Genomic DNA, 18,038 nt, shown 5'->3' on the forward strand with positions numbered 1-18,038 from the left:
GTCCGGGCCTACGCGGGGTTGCCCGCGTCGGCCCGGACACACGCTCTACTTCGGCGTAACGGCAGTGGGGCTCAGGGCTGGGGCGGGCGCGTCATGGAGAGGACGTCGAGGGCCGTGTCGAGCTGCTCCTCGGTGACCTCGCCGCGCTCGACGAAGCCCAGGTCGATGACCGCCTGGCGCACCGTGATGCCCTCCTTGACGGCAGTCTTGGCGACCTTGGCGGCGGCCTCGTAGCCGATCACGCGGTTCAGCGGCGTGACGATCGACGGCGACGACTCGGCCAGCGCGCGGGCCCGGTCGACGTTCGCGGTGATGCCGACGATGGTCTTGTCCGCCAGCACGCGCGAGGAGTTGGACAGCAGGCGGATCGACTCGAGCACGCCCTGCGCGATCACCGGGATCTGCACGTTGAGCTCGAACGAGCCGGACGCGCCGGCCCACGTCACGGTGGCGTCGTTGCCGATCACGCGCGCGCACACCATGAGCACGGCCTCGGGGATCACCGGGTTCACCTTGCCCGGCATGATCGAGGAGCCCGGCTGCAGGTCGGGCAGCGAGATCTCGCCCAGGCCCGTGTTGGGGCCGGAGCCCATCCAGCGCAGGTCGTTGCAGATCTTCGTCATGGAGACCGCGATGGTGCGCAGCGCACCCGACAGCTCGACCAGGCCGTCCCGCGCCGACTGCGCCTCGAAGTGGTCGCGCGCCTCGGTCAGGGGCAGGCCGGTGTCCTGCGCGAGCAGGGCAATGACCCGCTGCGGGAAGCCCGCGGGCGTGTTGATGCCGGTGCCGACGGCGGTGCCGCCCAGCGGGACCTCGGCGGCGCGCGGCAGCGCGGCCTGCAGGCGCTCGACGCCGTAGCGGATCGCGGCGGCGTACCCGCCGAACTCCTGGCCGAGCGTGACCGGGGTGGCGTCCATGAGGTGCGTGCGGCCGGACTTCACGACCGTTGCGTACTCGACGGACTTCGCCTGCAGCGCCTCTGCCAGGTGGGTCAGCGCGGGGATCAGGTCGTTCACGACGCCCGACGTCGCGGCGACGTGCACCGAGGTGGGGAACACGTCGTTCGACGACTGCGACGCGTTGACGTGGTCGTTCGGGTGCACGTCCTTGCCGAGCGAGGCCGTCGCGAGCGTCGCGATGACCTCGTTGGTGTTCATGTTCGACGACGTGCCCGAGCCGGTCTGGTAGACGTCGATCGGGAAGTGGCCGTCGTACTTGCCGGAGGCGACCTCGTCCGCGGCGGCGACGATCGCGTCGGCGATGTCCTGGTCGAGCACGCCCAGCTCCGCGTTCGCGGTGGCGGCGGCCTTCTTCACGCGCGCGAGGGCCTCGATGTGGGCGCGCTCGAGGGGGGTGCCGGAGATGGGGAAGTTCTCGACGGCACGCTGCGTCTGCGCGCGGTACAGGGCGTTCGCGGGGACACGGACCTCGCCCATGGTGTCGTGCTCGATGCGGTAGTCGGTGGTGTCGCCGGACTCGGAAGAGCTCGACGAGACGACGGTGTCAGCAGTCATAGGTCTATCGTGCCGCAGCCTCGCCCCGGTCATGCACCTGAGCGCGTGACTCGTGTCACCCCGATCCCGCCGCCCGGCCGGGTCACCCGGCGCGGGGCATCCCGATGGGGCCGGGCAGCTCGCCGACGTCCCCGATCACGTCCACCATGCGGGCGCTGCCCACGGCGAGGTCGTACTCCAGGCCGACGACGGCGCACCGGCCCTCCTCGACGGCGCGCGACAGCCCGGCCGAATAGCTGTGCAGCATCCCGACGGTGTGCTTCACGTGCTCACGGCGCAGCACGTCCTGGTCCGACAGGGCGGCCATGGCCCCGGCCTGGTCGCCCGACGTGATGTTCACGATCGACGGGATCACCCGGTCGACGATGGCACGCACGAACCCGCTGGGCTGCTCGCCCGTGGCGAGCGTGTGCGCAGCGGCCGCCACCGCACCGCACGAGTCGTGCCCCAGCACCACCACGAGGGACGCGCCGAGCACGTCGACCCCGTACTCGATCGAGCCGATCACCGTGGTGTCCAGGACGTGCCCGGCGGTGCGGACCACGAACACGTCGCCCAGGCCCTGGTCGAAGATGATCTCCGCCGCGACGCGGGAGTCCGAGCAGCCGAAGATCACCGTGTGCGGGTGCTGCGCGGCCTGCAGCTCGCGCCGCCGGTCCGCGTTCTGCGACGGGTGCGCGGGCGCGTCGGCGACGAACCGGTCGTTGCCGGAACGCAGCAGCGCCCAGGCGTCACGCGGCGTGAGCGGCTCCGGGTTCAGGTCCGGGCTCATGATCCGACCTCCGCACGACGCGGCGGGTTGGCGCCCGCCCGGGACACGGTGATGGCGGCGACCGCGCAGCAGCGGTCCAGGACCCGCTGCACGGTGGCCGCGTCGACGGCGTTCAGCGCGTCCCGCCGGGCGGCGCCCAGCAGGTCGTGCTCCCACAGGCCGTCGATCAGGGCGCCCATGAACGAGTCGCCCGCCCCCACGGTGTCGACCACCTCGACCTGCGGGGCGACCGCCTCGACCTCACCGGCGTCGGACACGGCTACCGCGCCCTTGCCACCGAAAGTGACCACCACCAGCGCGGGCGTACCGCGCTGCCACTCGCGCGCGACGGCGACCGGATCGGTGCCGGGGTAGAGCCAGCCCAGGTCCTCGTCGCTGACCTTGACCACGTCCGAGAGCTGCACGAGCGCCTCGACGCGCGGGCGCACCTCGTCCGCGGAGCCCATGATGGCGGGCCGGGCGTTCGGGTCGTACGTGGTGGTCGACGTCGCGCGCGCGGCCGCCAGGACCTGGCGCACCTGCCCGGCGCCCGGCTCGAGCATCGCCGCGATCGAACCCGTGTGGACGGCGAGCGCGTCGTCGGTCCCCGCGCCCGGCAGAGCCGCAGCGGGCACCTGCCACGTGAGGTCGAAGTCGTAGCTGGCCGAGCCGTCGTCGTCCAGCGTGGCCACAGCGACGCTGGTGCGCTCGGCGCCGTCGCTGCCCTCGACCAGCCCGACGCCGGACTCGGCGAGCCAGCCGCGCACGAGGTCGCCCCGCGCGTCCGGCCCGAGCCAGGTCGCGAGCCGGACCTCCCGGCCCAGGCGGCCCAGCGTGAGGGCCACGTTGGCGATGCTGCCACCGGGATGCTCCGCCGAGGAGCCGTCGGGCCGGCGCACCTCGTCCACGAGAGCCTCGCCCACGGCGAGGACGTACGCGCTCACTCGGCGTCCTCCGGCGACTCAGCGGACGAGGCCGACCCCTGCTGCGCGGCGGCGAGGCGCTCGCGGGCGCCGTCGAGCCACTCCTGGCAGCGCGCGGCCAGCGCCTCGCCGCGCTCCCAGAGCGCGAGGGACGCCTCCAGCGGCTCGCCGCCGGTCTCCAGCCGGCTCACCACCTGCACGAGCTCGTCGCGCGCCTGCTCATAGCTGAGGGTGGCGACGTCGGGTGCGTCGCTCACCGGATCGGTTCCGGTCACGGCATCTGTACTCACGGGGAACAGTCAACAGCACGTCACCGACATCCGTGGTCTCCGTCCACAGGCCGGGTCGCGAAAGAGTTTGGTGATGGCGCGTCCGACGTCGGACCATGGTGACCCATGGGCCATCTCGAAGTAGCGCACGTCGAATACCACCTGCCGGATGGCCGGACCCTTCTCGGGGACGTCTCGTTCCGCGTGGGCGAGGGCAGCGCGACGGCGATCGTCGGCCCGAACGGCGCGGGCAAGACCACGCTCCTGCGGATCATCACCGGGGAGCTGGCGCCGCACGGCGGTTCGGTGGCGGCGAGCGGCGGGCTCGGCGTCATGCGCCAGTTCGTGGGCTCGGTGCGCGACGAGACCACGGTGCGCGACCTGCTGGTGTCCGTGTCGGCGCCCCGCCTGCGCGAGGTCGCGCGCGCCGTCGACGAGGCCGAGCACAGGATGCTGACGGTCGACGACGAGGCTGCCCAGATGGCGTACGCCCAGGCGCTCTCGGACTGGGCGGAGGTGCGCGGGTACGAGGCCGAGACCCTGTGGGACGTGTGCACCATGGCCGCGCTCGGCGTGCCCTACGACCGAGCGCAGTTCCGCGAGGTGCGGACCATGTCGGGCGGCGAGCAGAAGCGGCTCGTCCTGGAGGCGCTGCTGCGCGGCACCGACGAGGTGCTGCTGCTCGACGAGCCGGACAACTACCTCGACGTGCCGGGCAAACGCTGGCTGGAGGACCAGCTCAGGGCGACCAAGAAGACCGTCCTGTTCGTGTCCCACGACCGGGAGCTGCTGTCCCGGGCCGCGGACCGGATCGTGTCGCTGGAGCCGAGCCCTGCGGGCGCCGACGCCTGGGTGCACGGCGGCGGGTTCGCCACGTTCCACGACGCCCGGCGCGAGCGGTTCGCGCGGTTCGAGGAGCTGCGCCGCCGCTGGGACGAGAAGCACGCGCAGCTCAAGAAGCTGGTCCTGACCCTGCGGAACCAGGCCGCGAGCAGCCCCGACATGGCCTCGCGCTACCGCGCGGCGCAGACCCGCCTGAAGAAGTTCGAGGAGGCAGGCCCGCCGCCGGAGCCGCCCCGCGAGCAGGACATCACCATGCACCTGCGCGGCGGGCGCACCGGCCTGCGGGCCGTGACCTGCGAAGGCCTGGAGCTCACCGGGCTCATGAAGCCGTTCGACCTGGAGGTCTTCTACGGCGAACGGGTGGCCGTGCTCGGCTCGAACGGCTCGGGCAAGTCGCACTTCCTGCGGCTGCTCGCGGGCGGCGACGTCGCGCACACGGGCTCGTGGAAGCTCGGGGCGCGGGTCGTCGCCGGGCACTTCGCGCAGACGCACGCGCACCCCGAGCTGTTCGGCCGCGCGCTGCTCGACATCCTGTGGGAGGACCACGCGCAGGACAAGGGCAAGGCGATGGCGCGGCTGCGGCGCTACGAGCTCACCGAGGCGGCGGACCGGCCCTTCGACCGGCTGTCCGGTGGCCAGCAGGCCCGGTTCCAGATCCTGCTGCTCGAGCTCGCCGGCTCGACCGCGCTGCTGCTCGACGAGCCCACCGACAACCTCGACCTCGAGTCGGCCGAGGCGCTGCAGGAGGGCCTGGAGTCGTTCGACGGGACCGTGCTGGCCGTGACGCACGACCGCTGGTTCGCGCGGTCCTTCGACCGGTACCTCGTCTTCGGGTCCGACGGCGTCGTGCGCGAGACGGCGGAGCCTGTCTGGGACGAGCGGCGGGTCGAGCGGGAGCGGTAGGCGGTCAGGTGCTCGCGCCGGCTCCGGCGTCGTCATCGTCGGGGCCCGGGCCGACGTCGGGCGCGACGCCGTGCTCGGCGAGCAGCTCCAGCAGCACGTCGTGCCCGTCGTCGATGCGCCAGTGCACGGCGGTCATCCCGGTCGACCGGGCGCCCGCGACGTTGGGGGAGTGGTCGTCGACGAAGAGGATCGAGGCCGGCTCGGCACCGATCCGCGTCGCGGCCTTCTGGAAGAACGCGGCGTCCGGCTTGGCCACACCCAGGTCACACGAGTAGAGCTTGACGTCGAACAGCTCGTCGTAGGGCAGCGCGGCCCGCATGTGGTCGGCCCGACGCCGGACCTGGTTGGTCCCGAGGTGCACGGCGTAGCCCGCGTCCCGCAGCCCACGGACCAGGTCGAGCGATGCCGCCGAGGCGGCGATGTTCTGCCAGACGGCCGCGAACAGGTCGGCCGCCCGTACGTCGACCTCGTACTGCCGCAGGACGTCGTCGAGGACCGGCAGGAAGTCGTCGTCGCCCGCGAGTAGCGGCCGTTCGCGCTCGGACGCGAGATTCATGATCTCGCGGGTGCGCTCGCCGAGGAACGGCGTCGCCGAGGTGTAGAAGCCGCCGCGGATCTCCTGGAGGACGCCGTCGGCGTCGAAGAGGACGTGTCGGATGGTCGTCACCAGGGAACCCTGTCACAGATCCGGGGTGACCCCGGTCGAACTCGTGACGGGCCGGTCGGCCCGTTGCGAGAACGTCGCGGACACGAAGGGGAGTGCACCATGAAGATTGTGGTCATCGGAGGTACCGGCCTCGTAGGCAGCCAGGTCGTGAGCAACCTGCGGGAGCACGGCCACGAAGCAGTACCCGCCGCGCCGCAGACCGGCGTGAACACCCTGACCGGTGAGGGCCTTGCGGAGGTGCTCGAGGGCGCGCAGGTGGTGGTCGACCTCAGCAACTCGCCCTCGTTCGCGGAGGAGGACGTCACCAGCTTCTTCCGCACCTCGACGACGAACGTGCTCGAGGCCGAGCGGAAGGCCGGCGTCCAGCACCACGTGATCCTCTCGATCGTGGGCGCCGAGGGAATCGACTCCGGCTACATGCGCGCGAAGGTCGTGCAGGAGGACCTCGTCAAGGCCTCCGGCAACGGCTGGTCGATCGTGCGGTCCACGCAGTTCCTGGAGTTCCTGGGCGCGATCGCCGACACGGCGACGGCCGACGGCGTGGTCCACGTCGCGCCGGTCCGCTTCCAGCCCATCGCCTCGGCGGACGTCGCCCGCTTCGTGGCCCGGACCGCCGTCGGCACGCCGCTGGGCGGGACCATCGAGATCGCCGGGCCGGAGGTCTTCGGCTTCGACGAGATCGTGCGGACGTACCTCGCGTCGAAGGACGACCCCCGCGAGGTCCGCACCGACCCGAGCGCCACCTACTTCGGGGCGGCGCTCGAGGACGGCGAGCTCGTGCCGCACGGCGAGGCCAACCTGGGCGAGGTCAGCTACGAGGAGTGGCGGAAGGCCCAGGCGTAGCGGATCCGGTCGAACCCTCCGGCGCGGCCCGGCCAGCCCGGGCCCGCCGGAACGGGTCGATCTTCTCCGGATTGAGCTGCCACATGAGCTCGTGCAGGCCCTCGGCGGAGGCCGTGACGGCAAGGATGCCGACCAGCTCGCCGTCCCGCTCCATCGCCATGCCCTCCGCGCCGTTGACCTCGATCGGCCGTGTCGTGATGCCGGCCCAGAAGATCTCGGCGAACGAGGACAGGACCCGCGCCACCTTGGTCCGGCCCGTGACGGCGACGCGCGCGACGTGCTTCGCGGTCCCGTTGCTGTCGGCGCGGGTGACGACGTTCTCGGCGAACAGGCTCTCCAGCCGTTCGACGTCGCCCACGCGCGCGGCGGCGAGGAACGCCTCCAGGAGCGCGCGGCGCTCGGTCGTGCTCACGGCGTTCCGCCGCTCCGACGACAGATGCTTCCGGGCCCGGCTCACGAGCTGGCGCGTGTTCGTGGGAGACGCCCCGACGATCCGCGCGATCTCCGGGTACGAGTAGTCGAACGCCTCGCGCAGCACGTACGCGGCCCGCTCGGTGGGGGTGAGGCGCTCCAGCAGCACCAGCAGGGCGACGTCCAGGGCCTCCGCCCGCTCGGCGCCCAGCGTCGGGTCCTCGCTCGTGTCCACGGGTTCGGGCAGCCACGGCCCGACGTACGCCTCGCGGCGCGACCGCGCGCTCTGCAGCACGTTGATCGCCAGGCGGGTGGCGGTCGTGGTGAGGAACGCCTGCGGGTTCACGACCACCGACCGGTCGGTCGTCTGCCACCGCACCCAGGTCTCCTGCACCACGTCCTCGGCCTCCGCCGCGGAGCCGAGCATCCGGTACGCGATGCCGAACAGCCGACGGCGCTCGCCGTCGAACACCGCCGCTGCGTCGTCCAGCGTGGTGTCTACGTGACCTGTCATCGTGCTCTCCCTGGCGGTGCCGTTCTGCGTGTCACCCGGAGACGGCCAGCCACGGGGCGTCCTGTGACAGGAGAAACCTACGCTGCCCGAGCCGCGAAAGGACGCCGTGGCCAGGGCAGCGTAGGTGTCGGCGGGAGTCAGACCTTCTCGACGTTGACGCGACCGTCGGTCAGCTTGCGCATGTCCTTCAGGTCCGACGTGAGAATCGTCGCAGGTCCTTCCTGGCGCAGCGCGACCTCGGCGACCGTCGCGTCGATGGCGTGCGAGTGACCGTGGACGTTCGCCTCCTTGAGCAGCCGCAGAGCAGCGATCGCGGACTCCTCGGTGACCGGTTCGACCTTGAGACCCTTGAGCACCCGTCGCAGGTGGGCAGGGTGTGTCTTGGGGTCGGTGCCCTCAATGATCGTATTGGCACTCAGGAGGAACTCGGCTCCCTGGATATCGAGCTCGTTGAAGAGCGCCACGAACGCGTCGTCGTTCCGGACGAGGGCCGAGAACGCCTCGGAGTCGAGCACGATCGCCTGCCTGTAGGTGTTCACTCGTCTCCTCCCTCGGCCCGTCCGAGGATCTTCGCTGCGCGAGCGCGTGCGTTCGCGCGCGCCTCTTCCGTGAACTCGCCGAACCGGGCCTGGTGGTCCTCGACATACCTGCGCCGGTACTCGTGCCGGATCTCTGCTGCGACCGCCTCGGCGACGAAGGCCGAGATGTTGTCAGTGCGCTGGCGAATCCACTCGATCTGCTTGAGAGGGAGCGTGACGGTGATGCGTCCGGTGCCGGCCATTGGCTCAGCATACTGCGGTATGCGAGCAAGAACCGGTCGAAGGACCGGGGCCATTTCAAGGGCCACATCTGCGTCGGCCAAGGTCGGCGGACGCTCCAAACAAATTGTCATGTGGCCAGTCGACTACACGTCTACTCGTGCGGCAGTGCCAGGCGAAAATCCTTGCGTATCCGCAGCGCCACGCTCCCTCCCGCACCGCGAATATCCTTGGGCTCCCGGCCCGGTCGTGTGAGCATTCCGACATGACCGCACCCGACCCGATCTTCGTGGACCCCCGGCTCGCGCGGCTCTACGACGCCTTCGACGACGACCGCGGCGACCTCGACCTGTACGTCGGCGTCGCCGAGCGGCTCGGCGCCCGCAGCGTGCTCGACGTCGGCTGCGGGACGGGCGTGCTCGCCCTGCTCCTGGCCGAGCGCGGCCTGCGCATGACCGGCGTCGACCCCGCCGCCGCGTCCCTGGAGGTCGCCCGGGCGAAGCCCGGCGCCGAGGCGGTCACCTGGGTCGAGGGCGCAGCCGACGCCGTAGCCGGCCTGGGCCTCGCCGCCGACCTCGCGACGATGACCGGCAACGTCGCGCAGGTGTTCTGCACCGACGAGGAGTGGGCGCAGGCGCTCGCGGCGGTCCACGACGCCCTGCGCCCCGGCGGCGTCCTCGTGTTCGAGACCCGGATCCCAGCACGGCAGGCCTGGCTCGGCTGGACCCGCGAGCACCAGTCCGCCCGGCGGCACATCCCCGGGATCGGTGAGGTCGAGACGTGGAACGACCTCCTGGAGGTGGCGCTCCCGCTGGTCACCTTCCAGGGCTCCTACCGCTTCCCGCCCGGGGTGCTGCCCGACGGCGACGTGGTCACCTCGGTCTCGACCCTGCGGTTCCGCGAGCGGGACGAGATCGAGGAGTCGCTGGACGCCGCCGGGTTCGAGATCGACGAGGTGCTGGACGCGCCGGACCGGCCTGGACTGGAGTGGGTGTTCGTGGCGCGACGGCGCTGAGGCGGATCGCCGTCGGGGCGGCGTCGCCGTCGAGCCGCGCGCGGTCCGCCGTCGGGCCGCCGGGTCAGCGCAGGCCGCGGAAGAAGGTACGGATGTCGCCCGCGAGCAGCTCGGGCTCCTCCATCGCGGGGAAGTGCCCGCCCTCGGTGAACTCGCTGAAGTGGCTCACGGCGTTCCACGGGTCCATCGCGCGACGCATGAGCGGGTGCGTGTCGAAGACTGCCCAGCCGGCCGGCACGCCCGAGGGCGCGATCCAGTCGAGCCCCGAGTGCTCGGCCTCGTAGTAGAACTGCGCGCTCGACGCACCGGAGCGGGTGAACCAGTACAGGCTGACGTTGGTGAGGAGCTGGTCGCGGTCGACCGCCTCGTCGGGGGTCGCGTGCGCGGGGTTGGTCCAGGTCTGGAACTTCTCGGCGATCCACGCGAGCTGGCCGACCGGCGAGTCGGCGAGCGCCGCGCCGATCGTGTCGGGGCGGTGGTTCTGCATCTCGAAGTACCCGCGCTCGGCGACGTCCTTGGCGCGGACCGCCTCGATCTGCGCGATCTCGTCCTCGGTCAGCCCCTCGGGGTAGGGGAACTTGTCGCCGACCATCGCGAGCGACCGGCCGTCGCTGCCCACGTGGGTGCCGATGACACGCTCCGGGTAGAGCGCCGCGAGCCGGCCGGTGGTGCCCGCGCCGATGTCGGTGCCGTGCGCCGCGAACCGCTCGTACCCGAGCCGCGTCATGATCTCGGCGTAGGCCTCGGTGGTGCGCGCGACCTCCCAGCCGGTCCCGGAGAGCGGCGTGGAGAACCCGAACCCCGGCAGCGACGGGATGACCACGTGGAACTCGTCGGTCAGCAGCGGGATGAGGCGCTGGTACTCCACGAACGAGCCCGGCCAGCCGTGGCTCAGGATGAGCGGGGTGGCGTCGGGATTCGCGGAACGCACGTGCACCACGTGGAACGTCTGTCCGTCGACGACGGTGGTGAACTGCTCGTACTCGTTGAGCGCAGCCTCCTGCGCGCGCCAGTCGAACCCGTCGCGCCAGTACTCGGCGAGCTCCGTCAGGTACGCCTGCGGGATGCCGCGGCTGAAGTCCGCGCGGTCGTCCCGATCTGGGACCGGGATCGGCCGGTGCGTGCGCGCGAGCCGGTCCCGCAGGTCGTCGACGTCGGCCTGCGGGATGTCGATGCGGAACGGGACGAGTGCGCTGCTGTGCTGTGTCATGACACTCACGATGTCAGATGAAGCGGACAGGTTCTGGCCTCTACTTCGCAGGAGTGGCGGCTGATCCTGGGGCTCTATCGCGCCGGCGAGGACAGCCCGGCCAGGCCGCGCCGAGCGTCATCGAGCCCGCGTTGGTTGTCGCTCTGGTCGCTGACGCCGGTCAGGTCATGGGCGCTGAGCCTTCGCGCGAAGTACGCGGCTTGGACTGCCCAACGGAACTGGCGGAAGGCGTCGAGGTGGCGCAGCTCGGCGGGATCGAGCGGGCTCGCGGCCGAGTACGCGTCGAGAAAGGCCCCGGCGCGCTGCGGTCCGCCGAGGTACATCACCGCGGACGCGACGTCGTAGAGGACGGGCCCGCCGCATGCGCCGGCCCAGTCGATCAGCCCCGGTGGTTCCGGTGGCGTCGTCGTACCGGAATGCCTCGGGTGCCGGATCCGTGTGCAGGACGGACCAGGTAACGGTCAGTTGGTCGACAGCTGCACGTGCTTCCTCGATGGCGGGCGGGAGCCAGGGATGCGCGCCGACGCCCGGGGCGCCTGGTGAGAGCCAGTCGAAGAAGCTGACGGTGGTGGCGCTGACGGTGGTGGCGCCGACGAGGGTGCCTGCCGCGTGTACTTCGGCGAGAGTGCGCCCGATCCAGCGTTGTTCCTCGCTCGTCGTGCCCTCCAGCTCTCGCCCCGGGACGTACGCGAGCAGCGCGAGCCGCTCACCTGGTGCGACGAGCGAGCCGCGCACGGTACGCACCGGCCGGCCGGTGGCCAGGCCCTCGCGCGCAAGCCGTTCGGCCACCGTCGCAGGTCCTGACGTGGTGGCCTAGGGAATAGTAGCGGTGACCTGCGCGTCCAGCGCGCCCTGGGCGAGGCGGACGTGCACGCCGGCGCCGACCTTGACGTCGTCGGGCCGCCGCACCACATGTCCGTCCGCCCGTTGCACGACGGCGTATCCGCGCTCCAGCGTCGACGCCGGCGACAGCGCCCTGACCTGGGCGCCCAGGCGTCCGATCTCGCCGCTCGCGCGCAGCAGCAGCGCGTTCAGGGCCTGGCGGCTGTGCCGGAGGGCCTGGACGATGTCGCGTTCGCGCGACTCGAGCATCGTGTGTGGGACGGCGAGGACCGGGCGCGAGCGGACGCCGTCGAGCCCGTGCTGCTCGCGGTTGATCATGGCCGCAACAGCGCCGCGCATCCGGCCGCGGGCCTGGGTGAGGCGGTGGCGTTCCTCCGAGACGTCGGGAACTATCCGCTTGGCGGCGTCGGTGGGTGTGGAGGCGCGGTAGTCCGCGACGAGGTCGAGCAGCGGGGCGTCCGTCTCGTGGCCGATGGCGCTGACGAGGGGAGTGCGGGCCTGCGCGACCGCACGGACGAGCGACTCGTTGCTGAACGGCAGTAGGTCCTCGACGGAGCCACCGCCGCGGGCGACGACTATGACGTCCACGGCGGGGTCCTGGTCGAGCTCGGCGATCGCGGCCGACACCTCGCGCACCGCGTAGACGCCCTGCACCGCGACCTCGCGGATCTCGAACCGCACCTGCGGCCAGCGGGCGCGGGCGTTCACCACGACGTCGTGCTCCGCCTTGGACTCGCGCCCGCACACGAGCCCCACGACGGCCGGCAGGAACGGGAGCCGCTGCTTGCGGGAGACGTCGAACAGGCCCTCCGCCGCGAGCACCTTCTTCAGCGCCTCGATCCGGGCCAGCAGCTCGCCGACGCCGACGGCCTTGATCTCGTTGGCCTGCATCTGCAGGGTGCCGCGCTTGGTCCAGAAGACGGGCTTGGCGTGCACCACCACGTGGTCGCCCTCGCTCGGCGGCTGCGGCAGCATGCCGAGGACGCGCGAGAAGATGGTCACGGGCAGGGAGGCGTCGGCCTCGGTGTCGCGGAGTGTCAGCCACTGCATGCCGGAGCCGGGACGATGGTTGAACTGCACGACCTGTCCCTCGACCCAGACCGGCGGCATCTTGTCGATGTAGCCCCGGATCTTCTCCGAGAGCACGCGAACCGGCCACGGGCTGGTGGGCGTGGTGTCGAGCGCCTTGCGGGGGAGCTCGGCGGGGAGGGACTGCTGGGTCGGTTCCGTCACGTGTCCAACCCTGCCACCCACCACCGACACAAGCCCTCCGCACGCCGCCCTTAGACTGCGGTTGTGAGCGTCACGAGCCCTGAGCGTCCTGCTGAGACCAAGACCAAGCGCGTCCTGCTGGCCGCCCCGCGCGGTTATTGCGCCGGCGTGGACCGTGCGGTGGTCGCCGTCGAGAAGGCCCTGGAGACGTACGGCACCCCGGTGTACGTGCGCAAGGAGATCGTGCACAACAAGCACGTGGTGGAGACGCTGCGCGAACGCGGCGCCATCTTCGTCAACGAGACCGACGAGGTGCCCGAGGGCGCCCGGCTCGTGTTCTCCGCGCACGGTGTGTCGCCGGCCGTACGTGCCTCGGCCGAGGCACGCAGCCTGGAGACGATCGACGCGACCTGCCCCCTGGTCACCAAGGTGCACAAGGAGGCCGTGCGGTTCGCCAAGGACGACTACGACATCCTGCTGATCGGGCACACCGGTCACGAGGAGGTCGAGGGCACCGCCGGCGAGGCGCCCGAGCACGTGCAGGTCGTGAACTCGCCGGACGAGGTGGACCAGGTCGTAGTGCGCGATCCCGACAAGGTCGTGTGGATCTCGCAGACCACCCTCTCGGTGGACGAGACCATGGAGACCGTCCGCCGGCTGCGCGAGAAGTTCCCGTCCCTGCAGGACCCGCCCAGCGACGACATCTGCTACGCCACGCAGAACCGCCAGGTGGCCGTGAAGAAGCTGGCGCCGGAGTGCGACCTCGTCATCGTGGTGGGCTCGGCGAACTCGTCCAACTCCGTGCGGCTGGTCGAGGTGGCGCTCCAGTCCGGCGCCTCCGCCTCGTACCGCGTGGACCGCAAGACCGAGATCCGCGACGAGTGGCTCGAGGGCGTCACCACGGTGGGCGTGACCTCGGGTGCCTCCGTGCCGGAGATCCTGGTGCAGGACGTCATCGCGCACCTCGCCGACCACGGCTTCGGCACTGTCGACGAGGTGCGGACCGCCACCGAGGACCTCATGTTCTCGCTGCCCCGCGAGCTGCGGGCTGGCCTGAAGGCCGCCGGCGAGGAGCCCAAGCGCCCGCGCCGCGAGGCCCGCAAGGAGCTCCCGCAGGCCTGAGAACGGCACGCGCGGCCGTGTGTGATCGGCAAGAGGTCAGGAGATCGGCGTTCTGAGATGCCGATCTCCTGACCTTTTGCCGATCATCCGCGCTGCCTGGCCCGGGCCCTGTCCGGCTTCGCGCAGCAGACCAGCCCAGCTGCTCAGCCGGCCGCCGCGGTGTCCTTCTTGCCGCCTTGCGCGTCCTCGACTGCCTCGAGGGCGCGCTTGTCGGTCGCCGCGAGCTCGGTGACCTCCAGCTCCTGCACCAGGATGCTGTCGGTGTCCTGCGCGCGGTCGATCGCGATGACGCCGCCCTCATCCGCCGCCAGCAGCTCCGGCTTGGTGATCGGGCGCGGCACCTCTTCGATGCCCCTGATCTCCTCGATGGCGTCGCGGGAGTCGACCACGTCGAGCTCCACCATCCGGCGCGCCGACGTGAGCACATTGCGCTCCAGCGAGCCGATCATCTGGTTGTAGCTCTTCGTCGCGGACTCCAGGGCTCGGCCCGTCCTGGTGACGTGGCCGGTCATGGTGACCAGGCGGGCGTACAGCTCCTTGCCGACGGTGAGCACCTTCTGCGCGTTCTCCGCCAGCGCCTCCTGCCGCCACGCGTACGCCACGGTGCGCAGCAGGGCGAGCATCGTGGTCGGCGTCGCGATGATGACGTTCTTCTGTGCCGCGTACTCCAGCAGCTCCGGGGCGCGCTCCAGCGACGCCGACAGGAAGGCCTCGGCCGGCACGAACATGACGACGAACTCGGGCGCGGGCTCGAACTGGTTCCAGTACTTCTTGGCGGCCAGGTCGTCCACGTGCTTACGCATGTGCCGCACGTGCGCGTCGAGGCGCTGCTCGCGGTACGCGACGTCGTCGGACTGCTGCGCCTCCAGGAAGCCGAGGAACGCGACCTTGGAGTCCACGACGACGCGCTTGCCACCGGCGAGGTTGATGACCATGTCCGGGCGGAGCGTGCCGTCATCCGTCGTGACCTGGGCCTGCTCGGTGAAGTCGACGCGGTTGATCATGCCCGCCGACTCGACGACCTTGCGCAGCTGCAGCTCGCCCCATGCCCCGCGCGTCTGCGACGAGCGTAGCGCCGTGACCAGGTCAGCGGTGCCGTTGCGCAGGTCTGTCGACACCTCGGCGACGTTGCGCATCTGCTCCACGAGGGCCCCCTGGCCCTCGATGCGGGCCTTCTCCGCCAGGAGCACCTCGTTGCGGACCAGCTCTACGGCCTTGGTCAGCGGGTCCACCAGCGACTTCACGGCCTCCTCGCGCTTGGCGAGCGCCTGCTCGCCGTCCGACGCCGAACGCTTGAGCCGCTCCTCCGCGAGCTCGAGGAAACGCTTGCTGTTGGCGTCCAGCGCGTCGCCGGCGAGGGCCTGGAACTGGCGGCGCGCGTTCTCCTGCTCGATCCGGGCGGCGGCGATCTGCTCCGCGGCGCGCTCGCGCGCGGCGGCGATCTGCTCGTCCGCGCGTTCCCGGGCGGCGCTGATCTGCTGGTCGGCCGAGTCGACCTGGGAGCGCAGGCGCACAGCCTCCAGGTCGGCCTCGCGCTGGGCGGGCGCCTGGCGCTGTGCGTGACCGAGCCATCCCAGCAGCGCACCGACGACGAGTGCGCCGAGGGCCAGCAGAATCGTTCCGGCGATGTCCATGTGCGACAGGCTGCCACGTGCCACTGACACTCCAGCACGACGACACCCCGTGCGTTCCAAATCACCTGGTATGGCCCCGGCGAGGGCCTCCGCCCACAGGCGGACCCCCGCTATCACCCGCGCTCATCCCCGCGTCGGATCCGCGGTGTCGGACGTCCCCGCTACGTTGTGTGCCATGACGATCCCAGTCGATCCGAGCCCTCCGGGCAGCCCCGGGACCCAAGGCGCGCCCGGGACCCAGGAGCCACCGCCGTACGACCCGTCGGCGGCGCTCAGTGTGCGCGGCCTCTGGAAGCGGTTCGGGCAGAAGGTGGCGGTCTCCGGCGTCAGCCTGGACGTGCCCACCGGCTCGTTCTACGGCCTGGTCGGCCCCAACGGGGCCGGCAAGACCACCATGCTCTCGATGGCGACGGGCCTGCTGCGACCGGACTTCGGCACGGCCTGGGTGCACGGGATGGACCTGTGGGCTCGCCCCGACGAGGCCAAGGCCACACTGGGCGTGCTGCCCGACGGCGTGCGCCTGTTCGACCGGCTGACCGGCCGCCAGCTGCTCACGTATGCCGGGATGCTGCGCGGGATGGACAAGGCCACGGTCATCGAGCGGACGGCCGACCTGCTGCAGGCGTTCGACCTGGGCGCGGACGCGGACACGTTCGTCGTCGACTACTCCGCGGGCATGACCAAGAAGATCGCCCTGGGCAGCGCCATGATCCACGCGCCGCGCACGCTGGTGCTGGACGAACCGTTCGAGGCGGTCGACCCGGTCAGCGCCGCCAACATCCGCGACATCCTCAAGGGGTACGTGGCGGGCGGCGGGACGGTGATCGTTTCCAGCCATGTCATGGACCTGGTGCAGCGCATGTGCGACCACGTGGCGGTGATGGCGGCCGGGCAGGTGCTCGCGGCCGGCACCGTGGACGAGGTGCGTGGCGAGCAGAGCCTGGAAGACCGGTTCGTGGACCTCGTGGGCGGGCGTCAGCACTCGGGAGGGCTCTCGTGGTTGCGCGGTTCCTGACCCTCAAGCTGACGCTGATGGCCAACACGTTCCGCAGGAGCGTGTGGCAGACCATCGGCATGATCGTCGCGGCGCTGTACGCACTGGGCGTCGTGGTCGTCCTGGTGATCCTCGTCGGCGCGCTGGCCTTCGTCGAGGACCCGTCCTGGGCAGCGGTGGCGATCACGCTCGGCGGAGCCCTGACGGTCGTGGGCTGGTGGCTGATCCCGATCTTCGCCTTCGGCGTCGACGCGACCCTGGACCCGCACCGGTTCACGACGTTCGCGATACCCCGCCGCACCCTGGTCGCGGGGCTCGCGGTAGCGGGTCTCGTCTCGGTGCCCGGCATCGCCACCGTGCTGGTCGCTCTCGGGACCTCCTTCGCGTGGGTGCTCGAGCCCGGTGTCCTCCTGGTCGCGCTCGTCGGCGCGGTGCTCGGGGTCGCCACGTGCGTGATCGGCTCCCGCGCGATCACCACGGTGCTCGTGCCGGTGCTGGAGTCCAGGCGGTACCGCGAGGTCGTCACCATCGTGGCTCTGGTGCTGTTCGTGCTGATCGGCCCGGTGGTCGGCTGGCTCACCAACGGCGTCGAGGTCTCGGTGGGCGACGACTCCGGCGCGGGCACGCCGGTCCTCCCGTTGTTCGAGCAGGTCTCCGCCGTCGTCGGCTGGACGCCGTTCGGTGCCGCCTGGTCACTGGCCGGCACAGCGCACGACGGCGACTGGGTGGGCCTGATCGGCCGGCTCGCCGTCGCGCTCGGCACCATCGGGCTGGCCTGGCTGGTGTGGGACCGGGCGCTGGCCCGTGCCCTGGTGCGCCCGCCGGTCGGCGACGGCGGTGGTGGCAGGGCCAAGGGCCTGGGGGCGTTCGGCCGAGTGCCGTTCTCGCCCACCTGGGCCGTCGCCGCCCGTGCCGCGACCTACTGGCTTCGGGACCCGCGCTACTCCGGCTCGATAGCTGTAGTACCGCTGCTGCCGGTCATCATGTACTTCACCGCCCAGAGCACGGGCAGCTTCGCCATGCTGCTCGCGACCGGGCCGTTCGTCGCCTGGCTCCTCGGCTTCAGCATCTCCAACGACATCGGCTACGACAACACGGCGTTCGCCCTGCACGTCGCCGCGGGCGTCGACGGCAGGGCCGACCGGTGGGGCAGGGCGATACCGCTGCTCGTGGTGGGGCCGTTGGTCAGTGCGGCCACGGTGGTGGTGTCGGTCTGGGTCTCCGACTCCTGGCACCTCACGCTGCCCCTGCTCGGGCTGGCGCTCGGGTCCCTGCTCGTCAGCGTCGCGGTGTCCTGCGCGGTCTCGGCCCGTCTCGTCTACCCGGTGGTCAAGCCGGGGGAGAGCCCGCTCAAGTCCCCGCAGGGCGCCGCGATCGCCACGCTCGTGTCGCAAGGGATCGGGTTCGCCGTCACCCTCGGACTGTCGTTGCCGGTCTTCGCCGTGGGCATCGCCGCGATCGTGCTCGGCGGGCCCCTGTGGGGCATCGCCACGCTCGTCGTCGGCGTCCTGTACGGCACGCTCATCCTGGTCCTCGCGGTCCGGTTCGGCGCCCGCGTGTACAACCGGCGTCTGCCGGAGCTGCTCCAGCAGATGCAGTCGTTCCCGTGACG

At 71.4% G+C, this 18,038-nt stretch carries 19 protein-coding genes; 7 read left to right on the top strand and 12 right to left on the bottom strand.

Features of this window, described 5'->3' with window-relative positions:
- Positions 1-71: 71 nt before the first annotated feature.
- The 4 genes from ACFT2C_RS22180 to ACFT2C_RS22195 form a co-directional block, all read right to left on the bottom strand.
- On the bottom strand, positions 72-1,514 hold the full coding sequence (locus ACFT2C_RS22180; RefSeq protein ID WP_377209247.1) for a class II fumarate hydratase: 1,443 nt from the start codon (positions 1,512-1,514) through the stop codon (positions 72-74).
- Positions 1,515-1,596: 82 nt separating this feature from the next.
- Positions 1,597-2,286, bottom strand: a complete 690-nt coding sequence (locus ACFT2C_RS22185) for a carbonic anhydrase (RefSeq protein WP_377209248.1) — start codon at positions 2,284-2,286, stop codon at positions 1,597-1,599.
- A complete protein-coding gene (locus tag ACFT2C_RS22190; protein ID WP_377209249.1) occupies positions 2,283-3,209 on the bottom strand; it encodes a carbohydrate kinase in 927 nt (308 codons plus the stop codon). The genes ACFT2C_RS22185 and ACFT2C_RS22190 overlap by 4 nt, the downstream gene beginning before the upstream one ends.
- Positions 3,206-3,478, bottom strand: coding sequence for an exodeoxyribonuclease VII small subunit (locus ACFT2C_RS22195; protein ID WP_377209250.1), 273 nt, complete (start codon positions 3,476-3,478; stop codon positions 3,206-3,208). The genes ACFT2C_RS22190 and ACFT2C_RS22195 overlap by 4 nt, the downstream gene beginning before the upstream one ends.
- A gap of 105 nt (positions 3,479-3,583) precedes the next feature.
- Between ACFT2C_RS22195 and ACFT2C_RS22200 the strand changes: the two genes are divergently transcribed.
- Positions 3,584-5,203 (top strand): ABC-F family ATP-binding cassette domain-containing protein, encoded by a 1,620-nt coding sequence (locus ACFT2C_RS22200; RefSeq protein WP_377209251.1) that lies wholly within the window; start codon positions 3,584-3,586, stop codon positions 5,201-5,203.
- Between the two features lie 4 nt (positions 5,204-5,207).
- On the opposite strand, the gene ACFT2C_RS22205 is transcribed toward ACFT2C_RS22200, so the two are convergent.
- Positions 5,208-5,870: an HAD family hydrolase gene (locus ACFT2C_RS22205; protein ID WP_377209252.1), complete on the bottom strand. Its 663-nt coding sequence runs from the start codon at positions 5,868-5,870 to the stop codon at positions 5,208-5,210.
- Between the two features lie 99 nt (positions 5,871-5,969).
- Between ACFT2C_RS22205 and ACFT2C_RS22210 the strand changes: the two genes are divergently transcribed.
- Entirely contained in the window at positions 5,970-6,713 is a 744-nt protein-coding gene (locus ACFT2C_RS22210; RefSeq protein WP_377209253.1) for an SDR family oxidoreductase, read from the top strand.
- On the opposite strand, the gene sigJ is transcribed toward ACFT2C_RS22210, so the two are convergent.
- From sigJ to ACFT2C_RS22225, 3 genes are all read right to left on the bottom strand, one after another.
- A complete protein-coding gene (gene sigJ, locus ACFT2C_RS22215) occupies positions 6,679-7,638 on the bottom strand; it encodes an RNA polymerase sigma factor SigJ (protein ID WP_377209254.1) in 960 nt (319 codons plus the stop codon). The genes ACFT2C_RS22210 and sigJ overlap by 35 nt on opposite strands.
- 137 nt (positions 7,639-7,775) lie before the next feature.
- Positions 7,776-8,177: a hypothetical protein gene (locus tag ACFT2C_RS22220; protein ID WP_377209255.1), complete on the bottom strand. Its 402-nt coding sequence runs from the start codon at positions 8,175-8,177 to the stop codon at positions 7,776-7,778.
- Entirely contained in the window at positions 8,174-8,419 is a 246-nt protein-coding gene (locus tag ACFT2C_RS22225; protein ID WP_377209256.1) for a type II toxin-antitoxin system CcdA family antitoxin, read from the bottom strand. The genes ACFT2C_RS22220 and ACFT2C_RS22225 overlap by 4 nt, the downstream gene beginning before the upstream one ends.
- Positions 8,420-8,661: 242 nt before the next feature.
- Between ACFT2C_RS22225 and ACFT2C_RS22230 the strand changes: the two genes are divergently transcribed.
- The gene (locus tag ACFT2C_RS22230) at positions 8,662-9,411 is read left to right on the top strand and encodes a class I SAM-dependent methyltransferase (protein WP_377209257.1); all 750 of its coding nucleotides are present in this window, start codon (positions 8,662-8,664) and stop codon (positions 9,409-9,411) included.
- Between the two features lie 64 nt (positions 9,412-9,475).
- Here ACFT2C_RS22230 and ACFT2C_RS22235 read toward each other — a convergent pair whose 3' ends face one another.
- Positions 9,476-10,621: an epoxide hydrolase family protein gene (locus ACFT2C_RS22235; RefSeq protein WP_377209258.1), complete on the bottom strand. Its 1,146-nt coding sequence runs from the start codon at positions 10,619-10,621 to the stop codon at positions 9,476-9,478.
- 74 nt (positions 10,622-10,695) lie between these two features.
- Positions 10,696-11,055 (bottom strand): phosphotransferase, encoded by a 360-nt coding sequence (locus tag ACFT2C_RS22240; protein WP_377209283.1) that lies wholly within the window; start codon positions 11,053-11,055, stop codon positions 10,696-10,698.
- A gap of 175 nt (positions 11,056-11,230) precedes the next feature.
- Here ACFT2C_RS22240 and ACFT2C_RS22245 point away from each other — a divergent pair, with 175 nt between their 5' ends.
- The gene (locus tag ACFT2C_RS22245; protein ID WP_377209259.1) at positions 11,231-11,425 is read left to right on the top strand and encodes a hypothetical protein; all 195 of its coding nucleotides are present in this window, start codon (positions 11,231-11,233) and stop codon (positions 11,423-11,425) included.
- Positions 11,426-11,434: 9 nt separating this feature from the next.
- Here the strand turns inward: ACFT2C_RS22245 and xseA are convergent, their stop codons facing one another.
- The gene (xseA, locus tag ACFT2C_RS22250) at positions 11,435-12,697 is read right to left on the bottom strand and encodes an exodeoxyribonuclease VII large subunit (protein WP_377209260.1); all 1,263 of its coding nucleotides are present in this window, start codon (positions 12,695-12,697) and stop codon (positions 11,435-11,437) included.
- Positions 12,698-12,760: 63 nt separating this feature from the next.
- Between xseA and ACFT2C_RS22255 the strand changes: the two genes are divergently transcribed.
- A complete protein-coding gene (locus tag ACFT2C_RS22255; RefSeq protein ID WP_377209261.1) occupies positions 12,761-13,798 on the top strand; it encodes a 4-hydroxy-3-methylbut-2-enyl diphosphate reductase in 1,038 nt (345 codons plus the stop codon).
- Positions 13,799-13,941: 143 nt separating this feature from the next.
- Here the strand turns inward: ACFT2C_RS22255 and ACFT2C_RS22260 are convergent, their stop codons facing one another.
- Positions 13,942-15,432, bottom strand: coding sequence for a DNA recombination protein RmuC (locus ACFT2C_RS22260; RefSeq protein WP_377209262.1), 1,491 nt, complete (start codon positions 15,430-15,432; stop codon positions 13,942-13,944).
- Between the two features lie 175 nt (positions 15,433-15,607).
- On the opposite strand from ACFT2C_RS22260, the gene ACFT2C_RS22265 reads away from it, so the two are divergent.
- Together ACFT2C_RS22265 and ACFT2C_RS22270 are read left to right on the top strand one after the other, a co-directional pair.
- On the top strand, positions 15,608-16,447 hold the full coding sequence (locus tag ACFT2C_RS22265; RefSeq protein WP_377209263.1) for an ABC transporter ATP-binding protein: 840 nt from the start codon (positions 15,608-15,610) through the stop codon (positions 16,445-16,447).
- Positions 16,429-18,036 (top strand): hypothetical protein, encoded by a 1,608-nt coding sequence (locus tag ACFT2C_RS22270; protein ID WP_377209264.1) that lies wholly within the window; start codon positions 16,429-16,431, stop codon positions 18,034-18,036. The genes ACFT2C_RS22265 and ACFT2C_RS22270 overlap by 19 nt, the downstream gene beginning before the upstream one ends.
- Positions 18,037-18,038 lie beyond the last annotated feature (2 nt).

This window comes from Promicromonospora sp. NPDC057138, assembly GCF_042670845.1.
Taxonomy (GTDB): Bacteria; Actinomycetota; Actinomycetes; order Actinomycetales; family Cellulomonadaceae; genus Promicromonospora.